The 20,522-nt window shown below is 58.8% G+C and carries 15 protein-coding genes and 1 pseudogene; 12 read left to right on the top strand and 4 right to left on the bottom strand.

The window, feature by feature from the left end:
- Nucleotides 1-64: 64 nt before the first annotated feature.
- Nucleotides 65-2,035, top strand: a complete 1,971-nt coding sequence (locus tag ACLBWT_RS04680) for a PAS domain S-box protein (protein ID WP_447661896.1) — start codon at nt 65-67, stop codon at nt 2,033-2,035.
- A gap of 301 nt (nt 2,036-2,336) precedes the next feature.
- On the opposite strand, the gene ACLBWT_RS04675 is transcribed toward ACLBWT_RS04680, so the two are convergent.
- Nucleotides 2,337-3,569 (bottom strand): aminopeptidase, encoded by a 1,233-nt coding sequence (locus ACLBWT_RS04675; protein ID WP_447661895.1) that lies wholly within the window; start codon nt 3,567-3,569, stop codon nt 2,337-2,339.
- Between the two features lie 126 nt (nt 3,570-3,695).
- Here ACLBWT_RS04675 and ACLBWT_RS04670 point away from each other — a divergent pair, with 126 nt between their 5' ends.
- From ACLBWT_RS04670 to ACLBWT_RS04660, 3 genes and pseudogenes are all read left to right on the top strand, one after another.
- Nucleotides 3,696-4,304, top strand: coding sequence for a GNAT family N-acetyltransferase (locus ACLBWT_RS04670; RefSeq protein ID WP_447661894.1), 609 nt, complete (start codon nt 3,696-3,698; stop codon nt 4,302-4,304).
- Nucleotides 4,305-4,359: 55 nt separating this feature from the next.
- Entirely contained in the window at nt 4,360-4,593 is a 234-nt protein-coding gene (locus tag ACLBWT_RS04665; protein ID WP_447662243.1) for a helix-turn-helix domain-containing protein, read from the top strand.
- Nucleotides 4,594-4,710: 117 nt separating this feature from the next.
- Nucleotides 4,711-4,950 (top strand): annotated as a pseudogene (locus tag ACLBWT_RS04660) (alpha-glucosidase/alpha-galactosidase); the annotation flags it as partial.
- 90 nt (nt 4,951-5,040) lie between these two features.
- Here the strand turns inward: ACLBWT_RS04660 and ACLBWT_RS04655 are convergent.
- From ACLBWT_RS04655 to ACLBWT_RS04645, 3 genes are read right to left on the bottom strand one after another with little or no spacing between them, the layout of a single operon-like run.
- Nucleotides 5,041-6,120, bottom strand: a complete 1,080-nt coding sequence (locus ACLBWT_RS04655; protein ID WP_447661893.1) for a Ger(x)C family spore germination protein — start codon at nt 6,118-6,120, stop codon at nt 5,041-5,043.
- Nucleotides 6,117-7,217, bottom strand: coding sequence for a GerAB/ArcD/ProY family transporter (locus ACLBWT_RS04650; RefSeq protein WP_447661892.1), 1,101 nt, complete (start codon nt 7,215-7,217; stop codon nt 6,117-6,119). The genes ACLBWT_RS04655 and ACLBWT_RS04650 overlap by 4 nt, the downstream gene beginning before the upstream one ends.
- Nucleotides 7,214-8,584, bottom strand: coding sequence for a spore germination protein (locus ACLBWT_RS04645; protein WP_447661891.1), 1,371 nt, complete (start codon nt 8,582-8,584; stop codon nt 7,214-7,216). Before ACLBWT_RS04645 ends, ACLBWT_RS04650 begins: the two co-directional genes overlap by 4 nt.
- 156 nt (nt 8,585-8,740) lie before the next feature.
- Between ACLBWT_RS04645 and ACLBWT_RS04640 the strand changes: the two genes are divergently transcribed.
- The 8 genes from ACLBWT_RS04640 to ACLBWT_RS04605 all read left to right on the top strand — a co-directional run bounded on the left by ACLBWT_RS04640 (nt 8,741) and on the right by ACLBWT_RS04605 (nt 20,451).
- Entirely contained in the window at nt 8,741-10,987 is a 2,247-nt protein-coding gene (locus ACLBWT_RS04640; RefSeq protein WP_447661890.1) for a hypothetical protein, read from the top strand.
- A 124-nt stretch (nt 10,988-11,111) separates the two neighbouring features.
- Nucleotides 11,112-11,825 (top strand): DsbA family protein, encoded by a 714-nt coding sequence (locus ACLBWT_RS04635; RefSeq protein WP_246029161.1) that lies wholly within the window; start codon nt 11,112-11,114, stop codon nt 11,823-11,825.
- Nucleotides 11,826-11,858: 33 nt separating this feature from the next.
- Nucleotides 11,859-12,314, top strand: a complete 456-nt coding sequence (locus tag ACLBWT_RS04630; RefSeq protein WP_021879222.1) for a disulfide oxidoreductase — start codon at nt 11,859-11,861, stop codon at nt 12,312-12,314.
- A gap of 297 nt (nt 12,315-12,611) precedes the next feature.
- Nucleotides 12,612-14,528 carry a 1,4-alpha-glucan branching protein GlgB gene (glgB, locus tag ACLBWT_RS04625; protein ID WP_048746730.1) on the top strand — a complete coding sequence of 639 codons (1,917 nt, stop codon included), beginning with the start codon at nt 12,612-12,614 and terminating at the stop codon, nt 14,526-14,528.
- Nucleotides 14,529-14,558: 30 nt separating this feature from the next.
- Entirely contained in the window at nt 14,559-15,710 is a 1,152-nt protein-coding gene (locus tag ACLBWT_RS04620) for a glucose-1-phosphate adenylyltransferase (protein WP_447661889.1), read from the top strand.
- Nucleotides 15,707-16,819, top strand: coding sequence for a glucose-1-phosphate adenylyltransferase subunit GlgD (glgD, locus tag ACLBWT_RS04615; protein ID WP_447661888.1), 1,113 nt, complete (start codon nt 15,707-15,709; stop codon nt 16,817-16,819). The genes ACLBWT_RS04620 and glgD overlap by 4 nt, the downstream gene beginning before the upstream one ends.
- A 210-nt stretch (nt 16,820-17,029) precedes the next feature.
- The gene (gene glgA / locus ACLBWT_RS04610) at nt 17,030-18,493 is read left to right on the top strand and encodes a glycogen synthase GlgA (protein ID WP_127506783.1); all 1,464 of its coding nucleotides are present in this window, start codon (nt 17,030-17,032) and stop codon (nt 18,491-18,493) included.
- Nucleotides 18,475-20,451, top strand: a complete 1,977-nt coding sequence (locus ACLBWT_RS04605; protein ID WP_048748450.1) for a glycoside hydrolase family 15 protein — start codon at nt 18,475-18,477, stop codon at nt 20,449-20,451. Before glgA ends, ACLBWT_RS04605 begins: the two co-directional genes overlap by 19 nt.
- The last annotated feature ends 71 nt before the right edge of the window (nt 20,452-20,522 follow it).

Genomic DNA, 20,522 nt, shown 5'->3' with positions numbered 1-20,522 from the left:
TTTCCCTTTCGAGATGCTGGTAGTACAATGATTGCATACACGAAAAGTTGAAGAGGAGATCCTTATGAGCGAAGAGAGCCGCTTTTCCCTGATAGAACCTGACGGCAGGCGGATAAGACTCCATGCGGAGGAGCCCGGACTGCCGCAGTACAAATCCGTCGTGCTTAATAATCCCCATCCGCTCGTCATGATGGATTCTTCTTGGAGAATCTCCATCGTGAACCCGGCGTTCACCGAGAAGCTCGGCTGGGCCCAGGATGAGCTGGCGGGCATGGATGCGATTGAATTCAGAGCTCTGCTGATGCCCCAGTCGGACATCGACCTGGAGCGGTTCGGCGCGGGCGGAACGGAGCCGGTCTCCTATGAAAACCAATGCAAAAGCCGGAGCGGCAAAATTATCAGCCTGGAGGTCGTCTTTTACCCTTTGAAAGCGGACAACGGGGATATTTGCGGATACCTGTTCTCCCTGATGGACATATCCGCCCGCAAGGAAGCCGAGCTCAAGCTGCAGGAGACGATCGAAAGGTACACCTCGCTCAAGAAATACAACCATGATGCCGTCATATCCCTGGATCTGAAGGGCTGCTTCATTCATTGCAACGCAGTCGCCGAGAGGCTGCTCGGCATGCATGCCGAAGAGCTTGTCGGCAAGGACTTTTCTCCATACGTCAAAGTGCCGGATATCCGCTCCGTTCTTGAGGACTCGCATGAAGGCGACTCGGTCGAGCGGCGGATCAACGAAATCGTGAATCGCGACGGGAAGGCGGCGGAGATTCTGACCTCCGTAGCCCCGATCATCATCAACCAGCGGATCATGGGCTATTATCTGATCGCCAAGGATATCACCGAGCAGAAGAAGCTGCTTATCGAGAAGGAGGCTGCGGAGTCGACGACCCGCGCCAAGAGCGACTTCCTGGCGATGATGAGCCATGAGATCCGCACGCCGATGAACGGTGTCATCGGCATGACGCAGCTGCTGCTGGATTCGCCCGATCTGAGCGACGAGCAGCGCAGCTTTGTCGAGATCATCCGGCAGAGCGGGCAATCTCTCCTGACGATCATCAACGACATTCTGGACTTTACGAGAATCGAGGCCGGCAAGACGGCTATCGCCAAGGTTCCGTTCAGCATCCGGGAGCTCGCAGCCGAGACCGTCTCCGTCCTGATGCCGGAAATTCTCGAGAAGAAGCTGTCCGTCGATTCCAAGGTCGACGGCGATGTGCCGGACATGCTGCTCGGAGACGGGGGCAAGCTGAGGCAAGTGCTGCTGAACATCATCGGCAATGCCGTCAAATTCACGGATTCCGGCGGTGTCAGCCTCCATATCTCGCGGAGGGCGTCGACCGGCTCCAACGTCCTGCTCCTCGTCAAGATCAGGGATACAGGAATCGGGATTCCCGCCGATGCGCTGCCGCTCTTGTTCAACCCGTTCAGCCGCCTGGACAACTTCATGACCCGCAAGGTGGAGGGGAGCGGCCTGGGCCTTGCCATCTCCAAGAAGTTCGTCGAGCTGATGGGCGGAACGATCGGAGTGGAGAAAGTGGACGGGCCGGGAGCTTGTTTCGCCTTCACGGTCAACCTCGAACGCAGCTCTGAACAAGCGGCTCAAGCCGAACAGGCCGAAGCCGGAGCGGAAGACGCCCGTTCCTTCAAGATCCTGATCGGCGAGGATAACGAAGTGAACCAGATGGTTCTGCAGAAGATGCTCGTCAAGCTTGGCCACGAGGTGGCGGTCGTCGGCAATGGAACGGAAGTGGTGGAGGCATTCCGCAAGGATGGCAGCGGATATGACATGATTTTCATGGATGTGCTCATGCCGGTCATGGACGGGATGGAAGCGACCCGATGCCTGCGCAGCCTGTCCGGGAACGAAGAAACGCCTTATATCATCGCGGTTACAGCCAATGCCCTCAAGGGGGACAGGGAGGCCTGCCTTGCTGGCGGCATGAACGATTACATCAGCAAGCCGATCCGCAAGGAATCGCTCATACAGGCGCTGGAACGATACCGGCTTCAGAGGCCGAGAGGGGATTAGCGTGGTCAAGACATCAACCGATACCGGCAAGTTTAAGCTGGAGAGGCCGAGAATTGCACCGGCTGGTTTCGAGGAGCCCGTTCCGGTATCGATCTCAGCACTTGCGAGTTCCAGCAGCTCGGCGTTGAGATGGAGGATCTGAAGGGATGCATTATCGCGCCGGCCCAGGCGATCCTGTTCACGAGAATTTTCGGACTGGTCGTCAAGGAGTAGCGGCCCGGCTATGAGCATGAAGAAGGACCGAGCGCGAGCAGACATGCTCGCGTCCGGTCCTTTTTTGGCGGGACGATTTCGATATTCTTTAGAACGCCCAGTTGCCGCCGCGGAAGATCGGCTCCAGGCTGCCGTCCTCGAGGATGCCGTCGATATCCATTTCGGCGGAGCCGATCATGAAGTCGACATGGGTAATGCTCGTGTTCAGCCCTTTTTCCTTCAGCTCGTCCTGGGACATGCCCTTGCCGCCTTCGAGGTTGAAGGCATAAGCGCTGCCGAGCGCAAGATGGTTGGAGGCGTTCTCGTCGAACAGCGTATTGAAGTACAGGATGTTGGAGCGGGAGATCGGGGAATCGTAAGGAACGAGAGCGACTTCGCCGATCCGGCGCGCGCCTTCGTCCATCTCGAGCAGTCCTTCCAGAGCTGCAAGCCCTTTCTCCGCCTCGGCCTTCACCACGCTGCCGTTCTCGAACGTCAGCTTGAAGTTGTCGATGATGGTGCCGCCGTAGCTGAGCGGTTTGGTGCTGGATACATATCCGCTTACGCCGTCGGCCTTCGCCGCTGTGAACACTTCCTCCGTAGGAAGGTTGGCTACGAACTGATTGCCTTGGATATTGTGGCTGTCCGCGGCGACCCACAGATGGCCTTCCGGAAGTTCGATCGTCAGATCCGTTCCGGGGGCGGTGTAATGCAGTTTTTTGTATTTGCGCGAGTTGAGATGCTCCGACTTGGCGTTCAGGCTGGCGATATGCTCCTTCCAGGCGGCGACCGGATCGTCGAGATCGGCGCGCACGGCCTTGAGGATGGACGTCCACAGGCTGCTGTACTGCTCTTCTTCCGTCGATCCCGGGAACACCTTCTTCGCCCATGCTTTGGACGGCGCCGCGACGACGCACCAGCTGAATTTGTCGGACTGCATCATCTGGCGGTATGTAGAGAGGGCTTTGCCGTAGGTTTTCTGATGGTTGATGATACGCTCCTGGGCGACTCCCTTGAGCAGATCCGGATCGGAAGAAACGACGCTGATGACAGCCGCGCCTTCCTGGACAAGCTCCAGCATCTCCCCGGCATACCATTTGGGCTCGTCGAGGAACGCTTCGTCCGGCGCGAGCTCATAGCGCAGGCGGGCCAGCGTGTCGTCGTTCCAGTTGACCTTGACGGAACGGGCTCCTGCTCCGTACGCTTTTTTGGCGATCAGTCGAACGAGGTCTGCGGCATCAAGAGACGCGTTGATGACCAGCTTCTGGCCGGGCTGGATTTGGACGCCGACCTGAACGATCAAATCCGCATACCGCTCGATCTGCTCTTTCAGTTTGGTCATGTTGGTTCCTCCATTCATTGTTCGGGTTCCTGATCATTGTACACGATCTGTTCCGAAAAATGAAAATGCCATGCTATGATGGGAATACCAATCCGCCTTGCCGGCGCCTGAAAGGAGAGGGACGGCTTGTTCTCCTGCCAATTGAACCCCGACCTGGAGCTGAGGCTTCTGGAGACGCGGTATGCGCATCCCTTGTTCCGGACGGTCCAGCGGAACCGGGACTACCTGGACCGATGGCTTCCCTGGGTCAAGCATATCGAGAATGTCGACGACATGAAGGATTATATTGATTTCGAGCAGAAAAGAAGAGATCTTCAGCAAGGCTTCTCCGCGATCATCCTAGAGGGCGGGAATCCCGCCGGAGTCGTCAGCTACCAGGAGCTCGACTGGCGCAACAGCAAGGCTTCGCTCGGCTATTGGCTGAGCGCCGACTGCCAGGGAAGAGGAATCATGACGCTGGCCTGCAAGGAAATGGTTCAGTACGCCATCGTGACGCTCGAAATGAACCGGGTCGAGATCAGGACCAGGTCGGACAACGCCCGCAGCCGGGGCGTCGCCGAGAGGCTGGGCTTCTCGCTCGAAGGCTTGCTCAGGCAGGAAGAGCGGAGCGGAGCTTCCTACTACGACCATGCTGTCTACGGCATGGTCGCCTCGGAGTGGGACCGGCACAAAAGAGCGCGCCGGGAAGCGGCAGGAGAAAGCAACTCGGGACCTGGCGCAGCGGGGGAAGGATGACTCCGGCCGGGGCGAGCAGCCTGTACGATGCGAAGCTGGCGAGCGATGAAGGGGTATCTGTCGGAGCTTATCTGTCGGCGGTCGCTATGAGAAAGCGAAGCAGCTGCTTGCCCGAACCGCGATTCCGGTGTCACACTTATGGGATTATGTCGGCCTTGGCAGCCGGGCCTACTTCCACGCCTGGTTCAGCAGACTGTCCGGCATGACGCCGAGCGAATACCGACAGAGCATGCTCGCCGACAGCAGGGATCCAGGAGACTACAATGCGGGAACAGGCTTCGATTTCTGACATCGGCGGCGCTAGACAGTTCCGTTATCGATAACGCTCCTTCGTCCTCTCCTGGTACACTCTGTCCATAGGCTTCTTACAGACGGAGGGATTGCGAAATGGCCGCCGGAGATCTGACAGATGGTCGACGAGATGCTGGCCGCCGGAGCAGCCTGGCTCCCTCAGTACAAGGAAGCCGCAGCGCAAGCGCGCAAGCGCCTTGATGAAGGCCCGCTTCTGCCTGTGAGGGCGTACGAAGGGGCGGCGCGTCTGAAGACGAAGACGCTGGAGGAAATGCGGCTGAACCGCGAGGAAGCCGACCGCAATGCGGGAGAAGCGGACAAGGGCAAGCATCGCGCCGCTCCGATGGACCGCTGACCGGCCGCTGTTGCTGACGATCCATTATCCGTCCTCTAGTGAGTTTCATTCCCTGGATTCATCCACCTGCCGCCTATATGGCGGCTTTTTTCATTCCAGGAATTCGAGTCCGGTATTGCGCAGATCGATGTGGAACTTCATGCTGATCTGCGCTGATTTGTACCGTTCCGGCCATTCGTCGTATTGAGCCGGCTTCAGCCGGCTGCGGAAGCGGTTGCCGAACCCGAAGACATCCGCGCCGGCTTTTTGCGTTTTCGCGAACATGGATTTCGCCTGCACATTCAAGTCCTCCTGAAGCTCCTGTACAACCTCCGTTTCGGTCATTTCATTCATCTGGGAGCTGTCCACGAGCGTGACGATCAGCGAGGAATCAACGGTGATGATCGGCTGTCCGTTTTTGAGCTCGGTTTTTACTCGCGTACGGTTATGGACGATTTTGACGTCCGATCGGCTCATCAGCTTCACCTCCGAATCGTGGAAGCGATGGGTGATGATCTCATAGATGAGCGATTCATCTTTCGACAGCTCTCCCACCATGCGGTCCTTCATGAAGATGGCATTCCCGTCCAGCTCGAAGGAATTTTGGCTGCCTTCAATCAGGACCGGAATCAGATTGGAATGGAGCGGATTGTACAGCTTGGAATAGACCTCCCACAGCATCGTCTTGTTTTTGCGGGGAATGCCGCCGGCATAGGGCTCGAAGAACAGCTTGGTATAGATGCCGGAGAGCTCCCCGGTCGGATTGGGGCTTGTGAAGATCCGGCTCATCTTTCCCTTGACGATTGCCACGACGGCATCCAGCGGCACCGAACGCTCCCTGGCCGCAAACTCCAGATAGGACTTCAAGCCGAAATGGGCTATGGATTCGTCGAGAAGCAGCGCTCTCGTGGAGGAGGCATCCAGCGATTTGGGCAGCTTGTAGCGGGCTCGGTTCATCGCATCGGCAACGGTAAGGCCGGCTTGGCTCATCGTGAAGAAATCTTTCCCTTCGGTGCTCTCAACCGTCTTGGGCAGAGGGAACCGCATCCACACGTTGAGCAGCTTGCCGGATCCTTTCTCCAGTCCCATCGCACCGATCATGAGCCGGTTGTCCACATCCTTGGAATCCCAGCAGCCGGACAACAGCCCGAGCAGGCAGCACGCCGCCGCCGCCCGCAGCACCTTGCTCATGAACCCGCCTTCTTTCTCCGTCCGCGAATCGTCAGTGCGGCCATGCCGAGCAGCGGAAAGCCGAAGAGCGCGTACATTCGCAGGCCGACGGTGTAAAAAATGGTTCCTTCTACCGCTCTCCATGACGGGAGGGACGAGGCGGCAGCATAAACAAGCAGCACGATCGCACTGTAGATCCAAGCGGCTTTGGCGCGGGGAAACAAGCTTTTTACCGATTCGCCAAGCGCATGAAGCTTCAGAGCCATGATCAGCAGCACGTACAGCATCGTCACCGACACGAACAATGCGGTCAGGTTCTCGAAGACGATCCAATAATGGTAGACCGAGTCCATCTTGGAGATGAACGGCAAGGTGAGGTGGCGGCTGAGCTCACGGCTGAACGTCATGACGGGCAAGTAAATAAACCCGGCTATCATAGGGAACGACAACAGCAAGGCATAGGCATAGCTTTTGCGGTAACGGCTGGAGCTTCGGGAATTGTACCTGCCGATCAAGGCTGGGAAAACAAACCCCATCCAGATGAAGGAGCCGGAGTAAAAATACTTGTTCATCAGAAAATCCCCGCTCGTACGGAGCCAGGGGCCGCCGAGAATCCAATTGACGTCGCTGAAGCCGATCACCATCAAGCCGACGGAAAGGAAGGAGCTGACCAGGAAGAGGACTCTGGCAGCCCTCACAATCGGCATCATTCCGGCCAGGGCAAGCGCTCCGGGCGCAAGAAGCATGCCGTTGAGAAAGGTGATGGGAGTCGTCGGCAGCATCGTCATCGTAATCATTTCCGAATAGGCCCTCAGCATGACGACGAGAGCTCCGAAGATGAAGATCAGCTGCGGCAGGCAGAGGACGAAAGCCGCCGGGAGACCGATGGAGCGGCCGAGGCGTTCAATCACCTTCTCATCGTTCAGACGGCCCAGCAGCTTGCTGTAAAGCAGGCAGCTCAGAAAGGCCAGGGCGGCCCAGACGGCGAGCGGAATCCAGTAGGCGCCGGTCGTGCTTCGGGCGACCAGGCTTGGATAGATGAAGCCGGCTGAGGCTCCGAAATAGAGCATCTGCACGGCGAACATGTCGTAGCCGGTCAGGGAGGAGGACGTGTTCATGACGGAGAAGCCCCCTTTTTGCGCAGAGACGTCAAATATGGAGCGCCGAATGACTCCAGGCAGCTCAGATAGAAGACGAGACAAGTGAAGCAGAAGACAATGCCGAGCACTCCGGCGACGGCAGCTCCGACAACGATGAAATACTTGAGGATCCGCTGGACTAATCCCATCTGGTAATCAATGACGATGAAGTTGGTGATGGCGGTCGCGGCGACGATGATCACCAGCAGGTTGCTGACGATGTTCGCTTGGATAATCGCTTGGCCGAGCACGACGCCGCCGACCATCGTCACCGTGGAGCTGATCGTCTTCGGCAGGCGGATGCCCGCCTCGGTGATGAAATCAATGATGACCAGCATCAGGAAAGTCTCGACAAAAACGGGATAAGGAACCCCTTCCCGGCTGGCGGACGCAGCGAGGCTGATCTCCAGCCGGTTCACGTCCACATTGACGGATGTCAGCGCTACGTACATGGCCGGCAGGAACAGATTCATGAACATGGCCAGAAACCGGAGCGAGAGCAGAAAGTAAGAGACATAGGGATTGACGTAATTGTCTTCGGGAGAATGCCAGAAGTCGGTATAGACGGCAGGGACGGTCAAGGCGAACGGGGATCCGTCGACTATGATGACCATTTTGCCCTTAAGCAGATCGGCCGTGGAGCGGTCGGGACGCTCGCTCGACATCGCGAGCGGGAACAAGCCCATCTTCTTGCGGGAGATGAGCAGCCTCAGCAGCTGGCCGCTGTCCTGGATGCCGTCGGTTTTGATATTCCGGAGCCTTTCCTTCAGCTTGGCCAGCAGCTCCGGGTCGGCCGCGCCCATACAGTAGAAGATCGCGACCCGGGTCTGGCTCGTCTCGCCTATTTTCGTTTCCCACATCTTCAGCTTGGGAGAACGGATCTGCTGCCGGATCAGAGCCGTGTTGGTATCCAGATTTTCGTTGAACGCATACATCGGTCCTTGGAGAACGCTCTCGGTAATCGGGGAGCCGATGCTGCGCTGCCGGGTTTCCGACAGGTCGATGAGGAGCCCGTTGTCGGATATGGAGGTGCAAATAACGGCAGAGCCGTTGCAGATAGCCCTCTCGCAGGCTTGATGGCCGCCTTCCGCTATCGAGGTGCCGCTGTAGCGGCTTAGTTTCGCGGAGAACTCCTCCAGGCCCGATGATCCCACCAGCAGATCTAGCTTCTGCGTGGAGCAGAGGGAGGCGAGAAAGCAGACGAAAACCGTCCCGGAGCCGGATGTTCCTACAGCTTCGGTTCTGTAATCGGCCGAATCGCCGAAAGCATCCCGCAGCATCACGAACAAGGCCTCGTTGCCGGAACCGGCTCTCAGACGGTGGATGGTTTCAAGGATTTCAGCCATGGCTGCGCCTCCGATCTGGATATGGTAACATTGGCAGCCTTATCCTGTCCGGAAGCGGGGAATCTCATGTATCGAAAAGCGGGAAACAGATGCCGTAGAGCCTGCGCCTCTGGTATACTTGGCACAACATCATGATAGAGTCGGGGGAATCAGCCGATGTCAGTTGAACGGAATATCATCGCTCCGGCCCAGGTCCGGGACCGTCAGCGGCGATGGCTCCGCTTCGCGGAGCGGGACAGCCTTTTCTGGAGAAGGGCATGGGGAGGTCTATGGGCAGCGGGAGCTTTCCTGGCTTCCGCATCCGCGATGGGCGCTCCTACCGGATTCGGGGCTGCGCAGGATGCCATGCTGATGGTGCTGGCCGCGACAGCGGTTCTGGGCTTGCTCTCCATGCTGCTTGCCATTGTGTTCGCCTTGGTCCGCCTTCCGCTGCCCCGATTGTTTGCGGGCGGGGCGGCTGCCCTGCTTGCAGGCGCCTGCGCGGCGCTGAAACTATCGGGAGCCGGATGGGCCGTGTCCATCATGCTCGCAGCGGCTTTCACTGCCTGCGGAATGGCGGCGGGAATGCTGTTGTCCGCCCTGCATGCCGGAGCGGACAGGCGCAGACGCCTGGGCAGCGGCAAGCCTGCATTCAGATTCGCCGTCTTCGCAGCGTCGCTTCTGCTGCTGCTGCCCATGGCTGTCCGAATGTCCGAAGACATCGGAGAGCGAATGGCAGGGGAGTCGGCAGACTACGCTTTTGCTCCGACTTCGAGCGGACAGGCTGGATATCAGGTGTTCACTTATGGCAGCGGTTCGGACCGAAGGGAGGAGTTCGGCGAAGACGCCATGCTTGTATCCAGAACGGCGGATGCGAGCTCGCTGCTGCCCTCATGGACATGGATCAAGAGCCTTTACTGGGGGTTCGATCCTTCCCGTCTGCCGCTCAACGGAACGGCATGGCTGCCCGAAGATAAGGAACCGGCGCCGCTGGCGCTGCTGGTGCACGGCAACCACCTCGCCGAGCAGGATTCCGACAAAGGCTATGCCTATCTCGGGGAGATGCTCGCTTCCCGCGGGTATGCGGCCGTATCCGTGGACGAGAACTTCCTGAACTATTCACTCTGGTCCGATATCCCGGATGACGATATGCTGCTGCGGTCCTGGCTGCTCCTCCGCCATCTGGAGCAGCTGGCCGAATGGGCGGAGCAGCCGGGCAATCCGTTCTATGGCCGGATCGACCTGTCCCGGACCGCGCTGATCGGCCATTCCAGGGGCGGACAGGCCGCAGCGATGGCCGCGGACGCCTCCCGCTGGTTCGGCAGCAGCGTCGACGGCGTCTCCATCCTTGCCGTCGCGGCTCTCGCGCCGACCGATACGATCACGGACGGAGAGCGGGCGCAGCTGAGCGGGGTCAGCTATCTCGTCCTGCAAGGCGACCGGGACGCGGACTTGACGGATTTCTACGGAGAACGGCAGTACAACCGGACCGGGATCGAACCTGACTCCGATGATTTCAAAGCGGCCGTCTACATCCCGGATGCGAACCACAGCCGGTTCAACAGCGACTGGGGGACGATGGACAATTCGCTCCCGGGCGGGCTGCTGCTGAGCCAGAAGGGGCTTCTCAGCGGACAGGAGCAGCGTGCAGTCGCTTCTTATTTCATCTCCGCCTTTATGGATGCGGTGTTCCGCAGCGATGCGGAAGCGAGAGATAGGATCCGCGATCCCCGCGACAGCATCCCCGGAGTCCGGTCTCCCGATTATTCCATTCAATATGAAGACGGATCCTACCGGATGCTTCAGGACTTCGAAGAGGGAGCCAGCCCTGCAAGCGCGCCGGCAGCGGAAGCGGCTCCCGGCTTGACGGCGACCGCCCAGCCCGTTCCGAGCCGCAGCGGAGAAGGGCAAGGCAGCCTGGCCGGGGTCTTTTCCTGGGACGCCGGCAGCGGCGAGGGGTACTACCGGCTTCGCCTGGAGTCGCCGCAGCTCCTTCAGCCGGCTGGCGGCGTCGCTTTCTCCGCTGCCAGCCGCTCCCTGGACCTGTGCGAGGCGGACGGCTCCCCTTGCCAGCCTCAGGAGATTTCTGCGACCGTCCGCTTGACCGATGCGGATGGACAATTTTCTCAGGCTGCCGTCGGACCGATCTCCCCTCCCGAAGCTCCGCGCTACTTGCGCATGTCCTGGCTGGCGGAAGGGTGGAGCAAAGGGAAATACAAGGCCGCAGCCGCGTCGGTCCTGCATTCCTACCGGATGCCATTGAAGCTGTTCGCCATGCTGAACCCGAGTCTCGACACGGACGGGCTCGTATCCGTCGAGATCCGCTTCCGATCCGCCGGAAGCGGACCCGGAAAGCTGATGCTGGACAACATCGGATTATATGGCCCGGATTTCTCCAAATCGTCGATTTCTCCCCCCGGTTGAGAGGTTTAAGGCGCTTGACGCCTTTGTCCCATGCTGGCTATACTTTAGTAAGTGCTTTTGAACTCATTCATCCCAAATCATGAACGATCCGATTCAAGGGATCACAGAAAGGTTGGACGCCCTTTTGAGCAAAACCTCCGCCAACAAGAGCAGGAACAGGAACAAGAGCCAAGGCAGCAAAGCCTACGTCAATCCGAACAAGAAAAAAGGCGGCAACGGGGCGCTGATCTGGCTCTCCCTCGCCATAGTGGCGGTAGCTGTCTTCATCGTTCTGGGCATCAACAACCAGTCCAAGGCGTATGACTTCGATTATGCCGACCTGCCTCGACTGGGCAGCGCGGACGCTCCGGTCAAGATTGTGGAATTCGGCGATTACAAATGTCCGAGCTGCAAGACGTTCGCGGAGACGTACAAGCCTCAGCTTCAAAAGGATCTCATCGACACGGGCAAAGCAGCTCTTTATTTCGCCAACTACGCTTTCATCGGCAAGGATTCCAGTACGGCCGCCGAAGCCGCTGAAGCGGTCCGGACGCAGAAGCCGGACGCTTTCTGGACTTATTATGATGCTCTTTATGCCAATCAAGAAGACGAGAACACCGCATGGGCGACGCCTGAGAAGCTGGTGCAGATCGCCAAGGAGGCGAAGCTCGACATCGATTACGACAAGATGCTGGCGGAGATTCAAAGCGGCGTCTACGCAGACCGGGTCAAGGAGCATAATTCCCTGGCCGCCAAGTCCGGCGTGCAGGGCACTCCGACGCTGTTCCTGAACGGCAAGCTGGTCAGCTTCAAAGATTACAACGATCTCAAGGGCCAGATCGAGGCCGCGAGCAAATGATCCTAACCGCCCCCAAGGAGTGACGGAGACTGCATGATACGGAGTGAAGAAGAAGAGCAGCCGGTCGAAGGCTTCTGGCCTCGTTACCGCTTTTATTTCGCTTGGATGGTCGCCCTCGTCGCGACGCTCGGCAGCCTGTACTTCAGCGAGGTCAAAGGCTTCATTCCTTGCGACCTCTGCTGGTACCAGCGCATCGCCATGTATCCGCTGGCCGTCATTCTCGGCGTCGCGGTATACAAAGGGGACAGGGGCATCGCCAAATACGCTCTTCCTCTGGCTGCCGCGGGGTTCCTGATCGCCCTCTACCACAACCTTGAAATCTGGAATCCTTCCCTCGCTGGATTCGTGCCGTGCAAGTCTGGCGTGCCGTGCAACCGGGACTACCTCAATTGGCTCGGCTTCATTACGATTCCTCTCCTGTCGATGACTGCCTTCGCGGCCATCCTCGTTTGCCTGCTGACAGGCGGAAAGGGATCGCGCCGATCCTAGGCAGGAAGGAACCAGAACCTGCGTCAACTGCGACCATAGACATATCCAGACAAGAATCGACATGCTTTTCACCGTTTCAAATGCCCCAGCCTGCATCCGATGCAGGCTTTTTTTAATTGCATACAAGTTTTGGTTTGTAAGACTAAAGGCGTGGGTATATGATTAAGGCGAGTCCGTTTATAAAGCGTTTACATGACGATTTTTATCTCCTTATCCGGATGTTTTGATATACTTGAAGGACTAGGCATGCCGAACATGACGACCGCCCCGAACAGCCCATTCCTCCGGAGGTGCCCCATGCCAATCGTACAAGATTTGCCGGATAAAGCTTTCATGAAAGATCTCTATTTGTTCAATCGCGGAGAGGCCCATCACGCCTACCGCACCTTCGGCGCGCACAGCGCGCTCGAGAACCGAAGACGCGGTATCCGCTTCACGGTCTGGGCGCCCAACGCCCGCGAAGTCCGGGTCGCAGGCGACTTCAACGGATGGGACGGATCCTCCCATCCGATGGAGCCGGCAGGAAGTACCGGCTGCTGGTCCTTGTTCATTCCGGGCCTGAAGGCCGGGACGATGTACAAGTACGAGATCATCGCTGCCGACGGGCGCAGGCTGATGAAGGCGGATCCGTTCGCCTTCGCCTCGGAGCTGAGGCCTGGCACGGCATCCGTCGTCGCCGATCTCGGCAGCTACAAGTGGAAGGACGAGGAATGGCAGGCCCGCAAGCAAAACGCATCTCCTTACGAGGAGCCGATGCTCACCTACGAGATCCATATGGGAACCTGGAAGATCAAAGGCAAGGAAATCTTTTACTCCTACGACGAGATCGGCGGCGAGCTGCTGGATTACGTCGTCAAGATGGGCTACACCCACATCGAGCTGATGCCGCTTGCCGAGCATCCCTTCGACAAGTCCTGGGGGTACCAGATCACCGGCTATTTCGCTCCGACGAGCCGTTACGGCAGTCCCAAGAGCCTGATGAAGTTCATCGACCGCTGCCACCGCAAGGGAATCGGAGTCATCCTCGACTGGGTGCCCGCCCACTTTTGCAAGGATGAGCAGGGGCTCAGGCAGTTCGACGGCACCCCGATCTATGAGGGGGCCGATCCCAAGCTGGCGGAAAAGCCGCTGTGGGGAACCAACGCTTTCGACTACGGCCGGACCGAGGTCCAAAGCTTCCTCATCTCCAACGCCATCTACTGGATGGACATCTTCCACGTGGACGGCCTTCGCGTGGATGCCGTGGCCAGCATGACGGATCTGACGATGGATAAGCCGCCTGAGATGCACAGCCTCAACCGGTACGGGGGGACGCGCAATCTGGAGGCGGTGGAGTTCCTGCGGAATCTCAACAAAACCGTGTTCCGTTATTTCCCGAACGCCCTCATGATCGCCGAAGACAGCTCGTCCGAGCCCGGCGTGACGGCTCCCGTCCACGAAGGGGGGCTTGGCTTCAACTTCAAATGGAATATGGGCTGGATGAACGACATGCTCCGTTATATGCAGCTTGATCCTTCCGAGCGGCCGAAGCGGCATAATCTTCTTACCTTCGCCATTATGTATGCTTATACCGAAAATTTCGTGCTGCCCTTGTCCCATGACGAGGTCGTGCACGGCAAGCGCTCGCTGCTGAACAAGATGCCCGGCAGCTACGGGGAGAAGTTCGACGGCCTCCGCCTGTTTTACGGATTCTGGATGACCCATCCCGGCAAAAAGCTTCTGTTCATGGGAGGAGAATTCGGGCAATTCGACGAATGGAAGGATAGCGAATCGCTGGACTGGATGGTGCTGGAGTACGACTCCCACCGGCAGATGCAGCACTATTCACGCAAGCTGAACCATCTCTACCGCAAGCTGTCGTCTCTATGGCAAAAGGACTACGATCCCGAAGGCTTCGAGTGGATCGACGCGAACAACGCTTCCCAGAGCGTCGTCTCCTTCATCCGCAGGGGCGAGGGCGGCAGGTTCGTCGTGGCCGTCGCGAACTTCTCGCGCAGCAACTATGGGGAATTCCTAGTCGGCGTGCCGGAGAAGGGGCGCTACTCCCTTCTTCTGCACAGCGGCGATTCCATATATGGAGGCAGCCTTGACGGGCTGCCGACCCACTATCTCAGCAAGCCTGAACCCATGCACGGACGAGATTACAGCCTTACCGTGGAATTGCCCCCGCTCAGCTTCCAGCTCCTAGAATTCCGGCCGCGGGGAACACATTGACGAGGAGATGGGTACCATGGGCCAAAAGAGATGATCGCCATGCTGCTTGCCGGCGGAGAAGGCAAACGGCTGGGAGTCCTGACGAAGGATCTGGCCAAGCCGGCCGTCCACTTCGGCGGCAAATACCGGATTATCGATTTTACCTTGAGCAATTGCATGCATTCCGGCATCGACACGGTCGGTGTCCTGACTCAGTACCAGCCGCTTGAGCTGAACCGGTATTTAGGCATCGGAAGCCCATGGGGGCTCGACCGCAGCGACGGCGGAATGGCCGTGCTCCCCCCGTACGTCAAATCAAAAGGCGGCGATTGGTACAAAGGAACCGCCAATGCCATCTATCAGAATATGGGATTCATCGACCGCTATGAGCCGGAATACGTGCTGGTCATCTCCGGCGATCATATCTACAAGATGGACTACGAGAAGATGCTGGAGCATCACAAGGAGCTCGGAGCGGATGTGACGATCGCCGGTCTGGAGGTCGAGCTGAAGGAAGCCAGCCGGTTCGGCACGATGCATATCGGCGAGAACTGCCGCGTGACGGATTTCGAGGAGAAGCCCAAGCATCCCGTCAGCAACGTGGTCTCCATGGGAGTCTATATCTTCTCCTGGAAAGTGCTGCAGAAGTACCTCATCCTCGACGAAGGAGACCGAAAGTCGAGCCACGACTTCGGCAAGGATATCATTCCGCGCATGCTGGAGGATGACATCAGGCTCCATATGTACCCGTTCAAGGGCTATTGGAAAGACGTCGGCACGATCGACAGCCTTTGGGAGGCGCATATGGACCTGCTCGGCGCCGAGCCTCAGCTCGATCTCGGCGGCGACGAGTGGAGAATCTATTCCGCCCGCCACAACCGCCCGGCCCATTATGTCTCTCCGGAGGCATCCATCTCCGACTCTCTCGTCACCGAGGGATGCGTCGTCGAAGGCGTCGTCGAGCGTTCGGTCCTGTTCCATGGCGTTGAAGTCGGCGCCGGCAGCTTCATCCGCGAATCGGTCATCATGCCGGGAGCAATCATCGGCGAGGGAGTGAAGCTCTACCGCGCCATCGTCGGCGAGGGAGCGGTCATCGAGCCTGGCGTCGTCATGGGATCCCCCGACAGTCCGGACATCGCCGTCGTCGGCAGCGACGAGAAGATCAGCAGAAGTCCAAAACTTCAGGAGGTGGAGCAGCCATGATCAACAAAGCGATGGGCGTCGTGAACCTTATCCACGAGACGGATGAGCTGGAAGGCCTCACGTCATACCGCTGCCCGGCTACCGTCCCGTTCGGGGCCAGATACAGGCTGATCGACTTCACGCTCTCCAGCATGGTCAACTCCGGCATCCACAAGGTAGCCGTGTTCGCCCATACGAAGTACCGCTCCCTCATGGACCATCTGGGATCCGGCCGTCCTTGGGATCTGCATACGAGGCAGAGCGGCCTCTTCATTCTTCCGCCGGCTTCGGACAGCATCCAGGAGCTCAGCCGGGGAGACCTGTTCCACTTCTACCAGCATCGCGACTATTTCCAGCGCTGCAAGCTGGAGTACGTCGTCGTGACCCGCAGCCAGATGGTGTGCAACATCGATCTCGACGCGGTGCTCGATTACCATGAGCAGATGAACGCCGACGTTACCGTCGTCTGCAAGCAGCAGGCCGACATGCTCAGCGGCAAGACGCGCAAGGTCGAGCTTGCCTCCGACGGCCGCGTCGTTCAGATGCAGGACCATTTCGGCAATATGGACAGCTCGCTTCATTCCATGGAGATCTATGTCATGAAGAAGGATCTTCTCATGGATCTCGTGCAGACCTCGCTGGCGCAGGGGCAGGACCATCTGGTCCGCCACGCGATCCTCTCGCGCCTGGACAGCCTGCGAATATACGGCTATCTCTATGAGGGCTTCCTCGGCGTCGTCAATACGGTGGAATCCTACTACCGCACGAGCATGGAGCTGCTTCGCCCCGAGGTGTGGAGGGAGCTGTTCTTCCAGCCGGGGTCGGTCTACACCAAGACCAAGGATGAGCCTCCTACCCGTTATCTCGAAGGAGCGATGACGGGCAATTCCCTGATCGCCAATGGCTGCAGGATCGAAGGGACCGTCATCAACAGCGTGCTGTTCCGCGGCGTCCACGTCGGCAAAGGCGCCGTCATCCGCAACAGCATCGTCATGCAGAACGGAACGATCGGAGCGGGCACCCGGCTTGACCGGGTCATATTGGATAAGGAAAGCAGCGTTGAAGCCGACCGCGACATCCGCGGCGCGGAAAGCATGCCTTTCGTATCCGGCAAGAGAAAGACCATTTAATGGTCTTTTCTCTTATCGGGACCTTTTTCTCTCTAGAGGGAGGTCGCCTCCTTCCAGCCGAGGTCCATCTTATCTAGCAATTGCAGCTTTTTTCTCTAAAAGCGAATAGAATGACTCTTCCAAACCGATACTAGATGATAGAAAGACAGGCGGGCGGCCGGCAGGCAGGAACAGCTGCCGCCGCTTGCGCTGTCCAGGAGGGAACCTGCCGTGAATGTATTGTTCGTGACATCGGAGGCTGTGCCCCTGGCCAAGACGGGCGGCCTTGCCGACGTGGCCGGCGCATTGCCCAAAGCTTTGCTGGAAAACGGGGTGGGAGCCAGCGTAATCCTGCCCAAATATGAAAGCATCCCTTGGAAGCATCTGCAGCATTTCGAGACGATCGACACGTTCTCGGTCCAGATGGGATGGCGGATGCAATACTGCGGACTTCTCCGGGGAGAGGTCGGCGGAGTCGTCTATTATCTCATCGACAACGAGCATTACTTCCGCCGGGGCGGACTGTACGGCTACGGCGACGATCCGGAGCGCTTCGTGTTCTTCAGCATCGCCGTGCTCGAAGCGGTCCGCAGGATGGACACCCGCTTCGATGTGCTGCACTGCCACGATTGGCAGGCGGGGCTCGTGCCTTTCCTGCTCAAGCGCCGTTACTTCCAGGATGAGGTTTTGGGCGGCATCCGTACCGTATTCACGATCCATAACCTGCGGTATCAGGGCATATTCGGCCAGCAGGAAATGATGGATATGATCGGGATGGGGCCGGAGATCTTCAGCGAAGGCGGCCTGGAATTCCACGGTGCGGCGAGCTGCATGAAGGGCGGACTTCTCTACGCGGACAAGCTTACGACCGTAAGCCCGAGTTATGCCGAGGAGATCAAGACCGCTTATTACGGGGAAGGGCTGGACGGCCTTCTGCGCTGGAGAGCGGCCGATCTGGCGGGCATCGTCAACGGCATCGACACGGCCGACTTCGATCCGGCTGCGGATGAGGCGCTCCACGCCAAGCTGGGCGGCTCCGCTCCGTACAAGCTGGCCAACAAGCTCGCCCTGCAGCGGGAGATGGGCCTGCCCGAGAGGGCGGACGTTCCGGTCATCGGCATCGTGTCCCGGCTGGTGGAGCAAAAGGGCTTCGACCTGATCGACGCCGTCTTCGGCGAGCTGCTCGAAGAAGACGTGCAGTTCGCGATCCTCGGTTCCGGGGAATGGAAATACGAGGAGATGTTCCGCCAGGCCTCGCATTCCCGGTATGACAAATGCAGCATCCGCACCGGCTTCGATGACGGGCTCGCGCGCCGCATCTACGCCGGCTCCGACCTGTATCTCATGCCGTCCCAGTTCGAGCCTTGCGGCCTCAGCCAGCTGCTGGCGCTGCGCTACGGAACGGTGCCGATCGTGAGAGAGACGGGAGGGCTGAAGGACACCGTCCAGCCTTTCAACGAATACACTGGGGAAGGCAACGGTTTCAGCTTCGCGCATTACAACGCCCATGACATGCTGTATACCATCCGCAGGGCGCTGCATTATTACCGCAACGAACAAGCTTGGAAGGTGATCGTCAGCAACGGCGAGAAGGACGATTACAGCTGGAGCCGTTCCGCCAAGTCCTACATCGGCCTCTACGAACAACTAGCACCTGAGCGGAAGGAGAAGGAATCATGGCCCGTCACCTTGTAATCGGCAACGGAAAAATGCTTCTCAACCTTGACCATAACAGCTACATCCGGGACATCTATTATCCGTACGTCGGACAGCTCAACCATGTCGGCGGCCAATACTGCCGCCTCGGCATCTGGACCGAGGGACAATTCAGCTGGCTGGAGGATTCGGCCTGGGAGTCCAAGCTGGACTATATCGAGGATTCTCTCGTCACCAACGTCAACGCCCGCCATGGCGGGCTCCAGACGGAGCTGCAGATGAACGACGGCATCCATCAGCGCGAATGCATCTACCTCAAGCGAGTCGTCATCCGCAACCTGTCGGACAGGGAGAGGGAATACCGGCTGTTCTTCCACCAGGATCTCATGATCGACGGATCCGAGGTTGGCGATACGGCCGCCTACTATCCCGACAACCATACGCTGTTCCACTACAAGCGCTCGTCGTATTTCATGTTCAACGGATTTTCCGACGAAGGCGGCATGACCCAGTATTCGACCGGAATCAAGCGGTTCCATTCGGCGGAAGGAACATGGAGGGACGCCGAGGACGGCACCCTCATGGGCAATGCGATCGCACAGGGCTCCGTCGACAGCACGATCAGCTTCCGCACTGTCGTTCCGGCGGGCGGCGAGAAGACGGTCTATTACTGGATGTCGATCGGCAAGAGCCTGGAAGAGGTCAAGGAGCTGAACCAGTACGTCCAGGAGAACCATCCCGAGAAGCTGCTCAGCCGCATCGTCATCTACTGGAACCACTGGCTGGGCAGGGCGGAGAGGGATCTGGGCGACCTGCCTCCGGAAGTGGCGCGGATGTTCCGCCTCAGCCTGCTCATGGTGAGGACGCAGACCGACGAGCGGGGCGCCATCATCGCGGCCAACGATACCGATATCCTTCAGTACAACCGGGACCATTACAGCTACATGTGGCCGCGGGATGGAGCGCTGGTCGCCGATGCGATGTCGCTGGCAGGCTATCAGAGCGTGATCGCGCCGTTTTTCCACTTCTGCTCGCAGGCGCTTACTCCGGAAGGATATCTGTACCATAAATTCAATCCGGACGGAACCGTAGGCTCCAGCTGGCATCCTTACATGGTTCAGGGAACCAAGCGGCTCCCGATCCAGGAAGACGAGACGGCGCTTGTCCTGTTCGCGCTCTGGAGAGACTACAAGCGCCATCAGGTCATCGAGCTGCCCCAGTCGCTATACAGCAGCCTCATCCGCAAGTCGGCCGCCTTCCTGAGCAGCTACATGGAGCATTCGATGTCGCTGCCGAAGCCGAGCTACGACCTGTGGGAGGAACGCTACGGCATCTGGACGTATACGACCGCTTCCGTATATGGAGGCCTCATGGCGGCAAGCTTCTTCACGGAGCTGTTCGGCGATTACGAGCGCAGCGACCATTACCGCCGCACCGCCGAGGAGATCAAGCAGGGCATGCTGACCCATCTATGGGATGAGGACAGCGGCCGGTTCGCCCGCGGACTCGTGCAGAAGGACGGGCGCTGGGTGAAGGACATGACGCTGGAGAGCAGCTTGTTCGCCGTTCTGGAGTTCGGCGTGCTGCCGGCGACCGATCACCGTGTCATCGGCACGATGCAGGCGATCCGGGAAGGGCTGGCGGTGCGTACCGAAGTCGGCGGCATCGCCCGTTATACGAACGACTATTACTTCCAGCAATCCGGGGAGATCGACCGGGTTCCTGGGAACCCATGGATTATCTGCACGCTGTGGGTGGCCAACTTCGAGATCGAGTCGGCGACGAGCCTGGCCGAACTGGAAGCTCCCAGGCGCACGCTGGAGTGGGTCGTCCGCCAGTCGCTGGAGAGCGGCGTCCTGCCTGAGCAGCTCAATCCCTATGACGGCTCGCCGCTGTCCGTCGCTCCGCTCACTTGGTCGCATGCGACCTTCGTGCAGAGCGTGAGCAAGTACGCGGCCAAGTACAAGGAGCTTGCGGGAAGCGCGGGTCCTGTATAAACTGGTTAGGATGGTTTCAGTCCCGGCTCCGCTATTGGAGCCGGGATTTGTTTTCGCCCTGAAAACAGGAA

This window comes from Paenibacillus sp. D51F, assembly GCF_053345695.1.
This window is presented reverse-complemented; position numbering and strand designations above follow the sequence as displayed.

Coding starts and splice junctions, on each gene's coding strand:
- glgD (WP_447661888.1), top strand. CDS start 15,707: ATGATCAACAAAGCGATGGGCGTCGTGAACCTTATCCACGAGACGGAT.
- ACLBWT_RS04620 (WP_447661889.1), top strand. CDS start 14,559: ATGATCGCCATGCTGCTTGCCGGCGGAGAAGGCAAACGGCTGGGAGTC.
- ACLBWT_RS04675 (WP_447661895.1), bottom strand. CDS start 3,569: ATGACCAAACTGAAAGAGCAGATCGAGCGGTATGCGGATTTGATCGTT.
- ACLBWT_RS04680 (WP_447661896.1), top strand. CDS start 65: ATGAGCGAAGAGAGCCGCTTTTCCCTGATAGAACCTGACGGCAGGCGG.
- ACLBWT_RS04650 (WP_447661892.1), bottom strand. CDS start 7,217: ATGAACACGTCCTCCTCCCTGACCGGCTACGACATGTTCGCCGTGCAG.
- ACLBWT_RS04605 (WP_048748450.1), top strand. CDS start 18,475: ATGGCCCGTCACCTTGTAATCGGCAACGGAAAAATGCTTCTCAACCTT.
- ACLBWT_RS04645 (WP_447661891.1), bottom strand. CDS start 8,584: ATGGCTGAAATCCTTGAAACCATCCACCGTCTGAGAGCCGGTTCCGGC.
- ACLBWT_RS04640 (WP_447661890.1), top strand. CDS start 8,741: ATGTCAGTTGAACGGAATATCATCGCTCCGGCCCAGGTCCGGGACCGT.
- ACLBWT_RS04655 (WP_447661893.1), bottom strand. CDS start 6,120: ATGAGCAAGGTGCTGCGGGCGGCGGCGGCGTGCTGCCTGCTCGGGCTG.
- glgB (WP_048746730.1), top strand. CDS start 12,612: ATGCCAATCGTACAAGATTTGCCGGATAAAGCTTTCATGAAAGATCTC.
- ACLBWT_RS04630 (WP_021879222.1), top strand. CDS start 11,859: ATGATACGGAGTGAAGAAGAAGAGCAGCCGGTCGAAGGCTTCTGGCCT.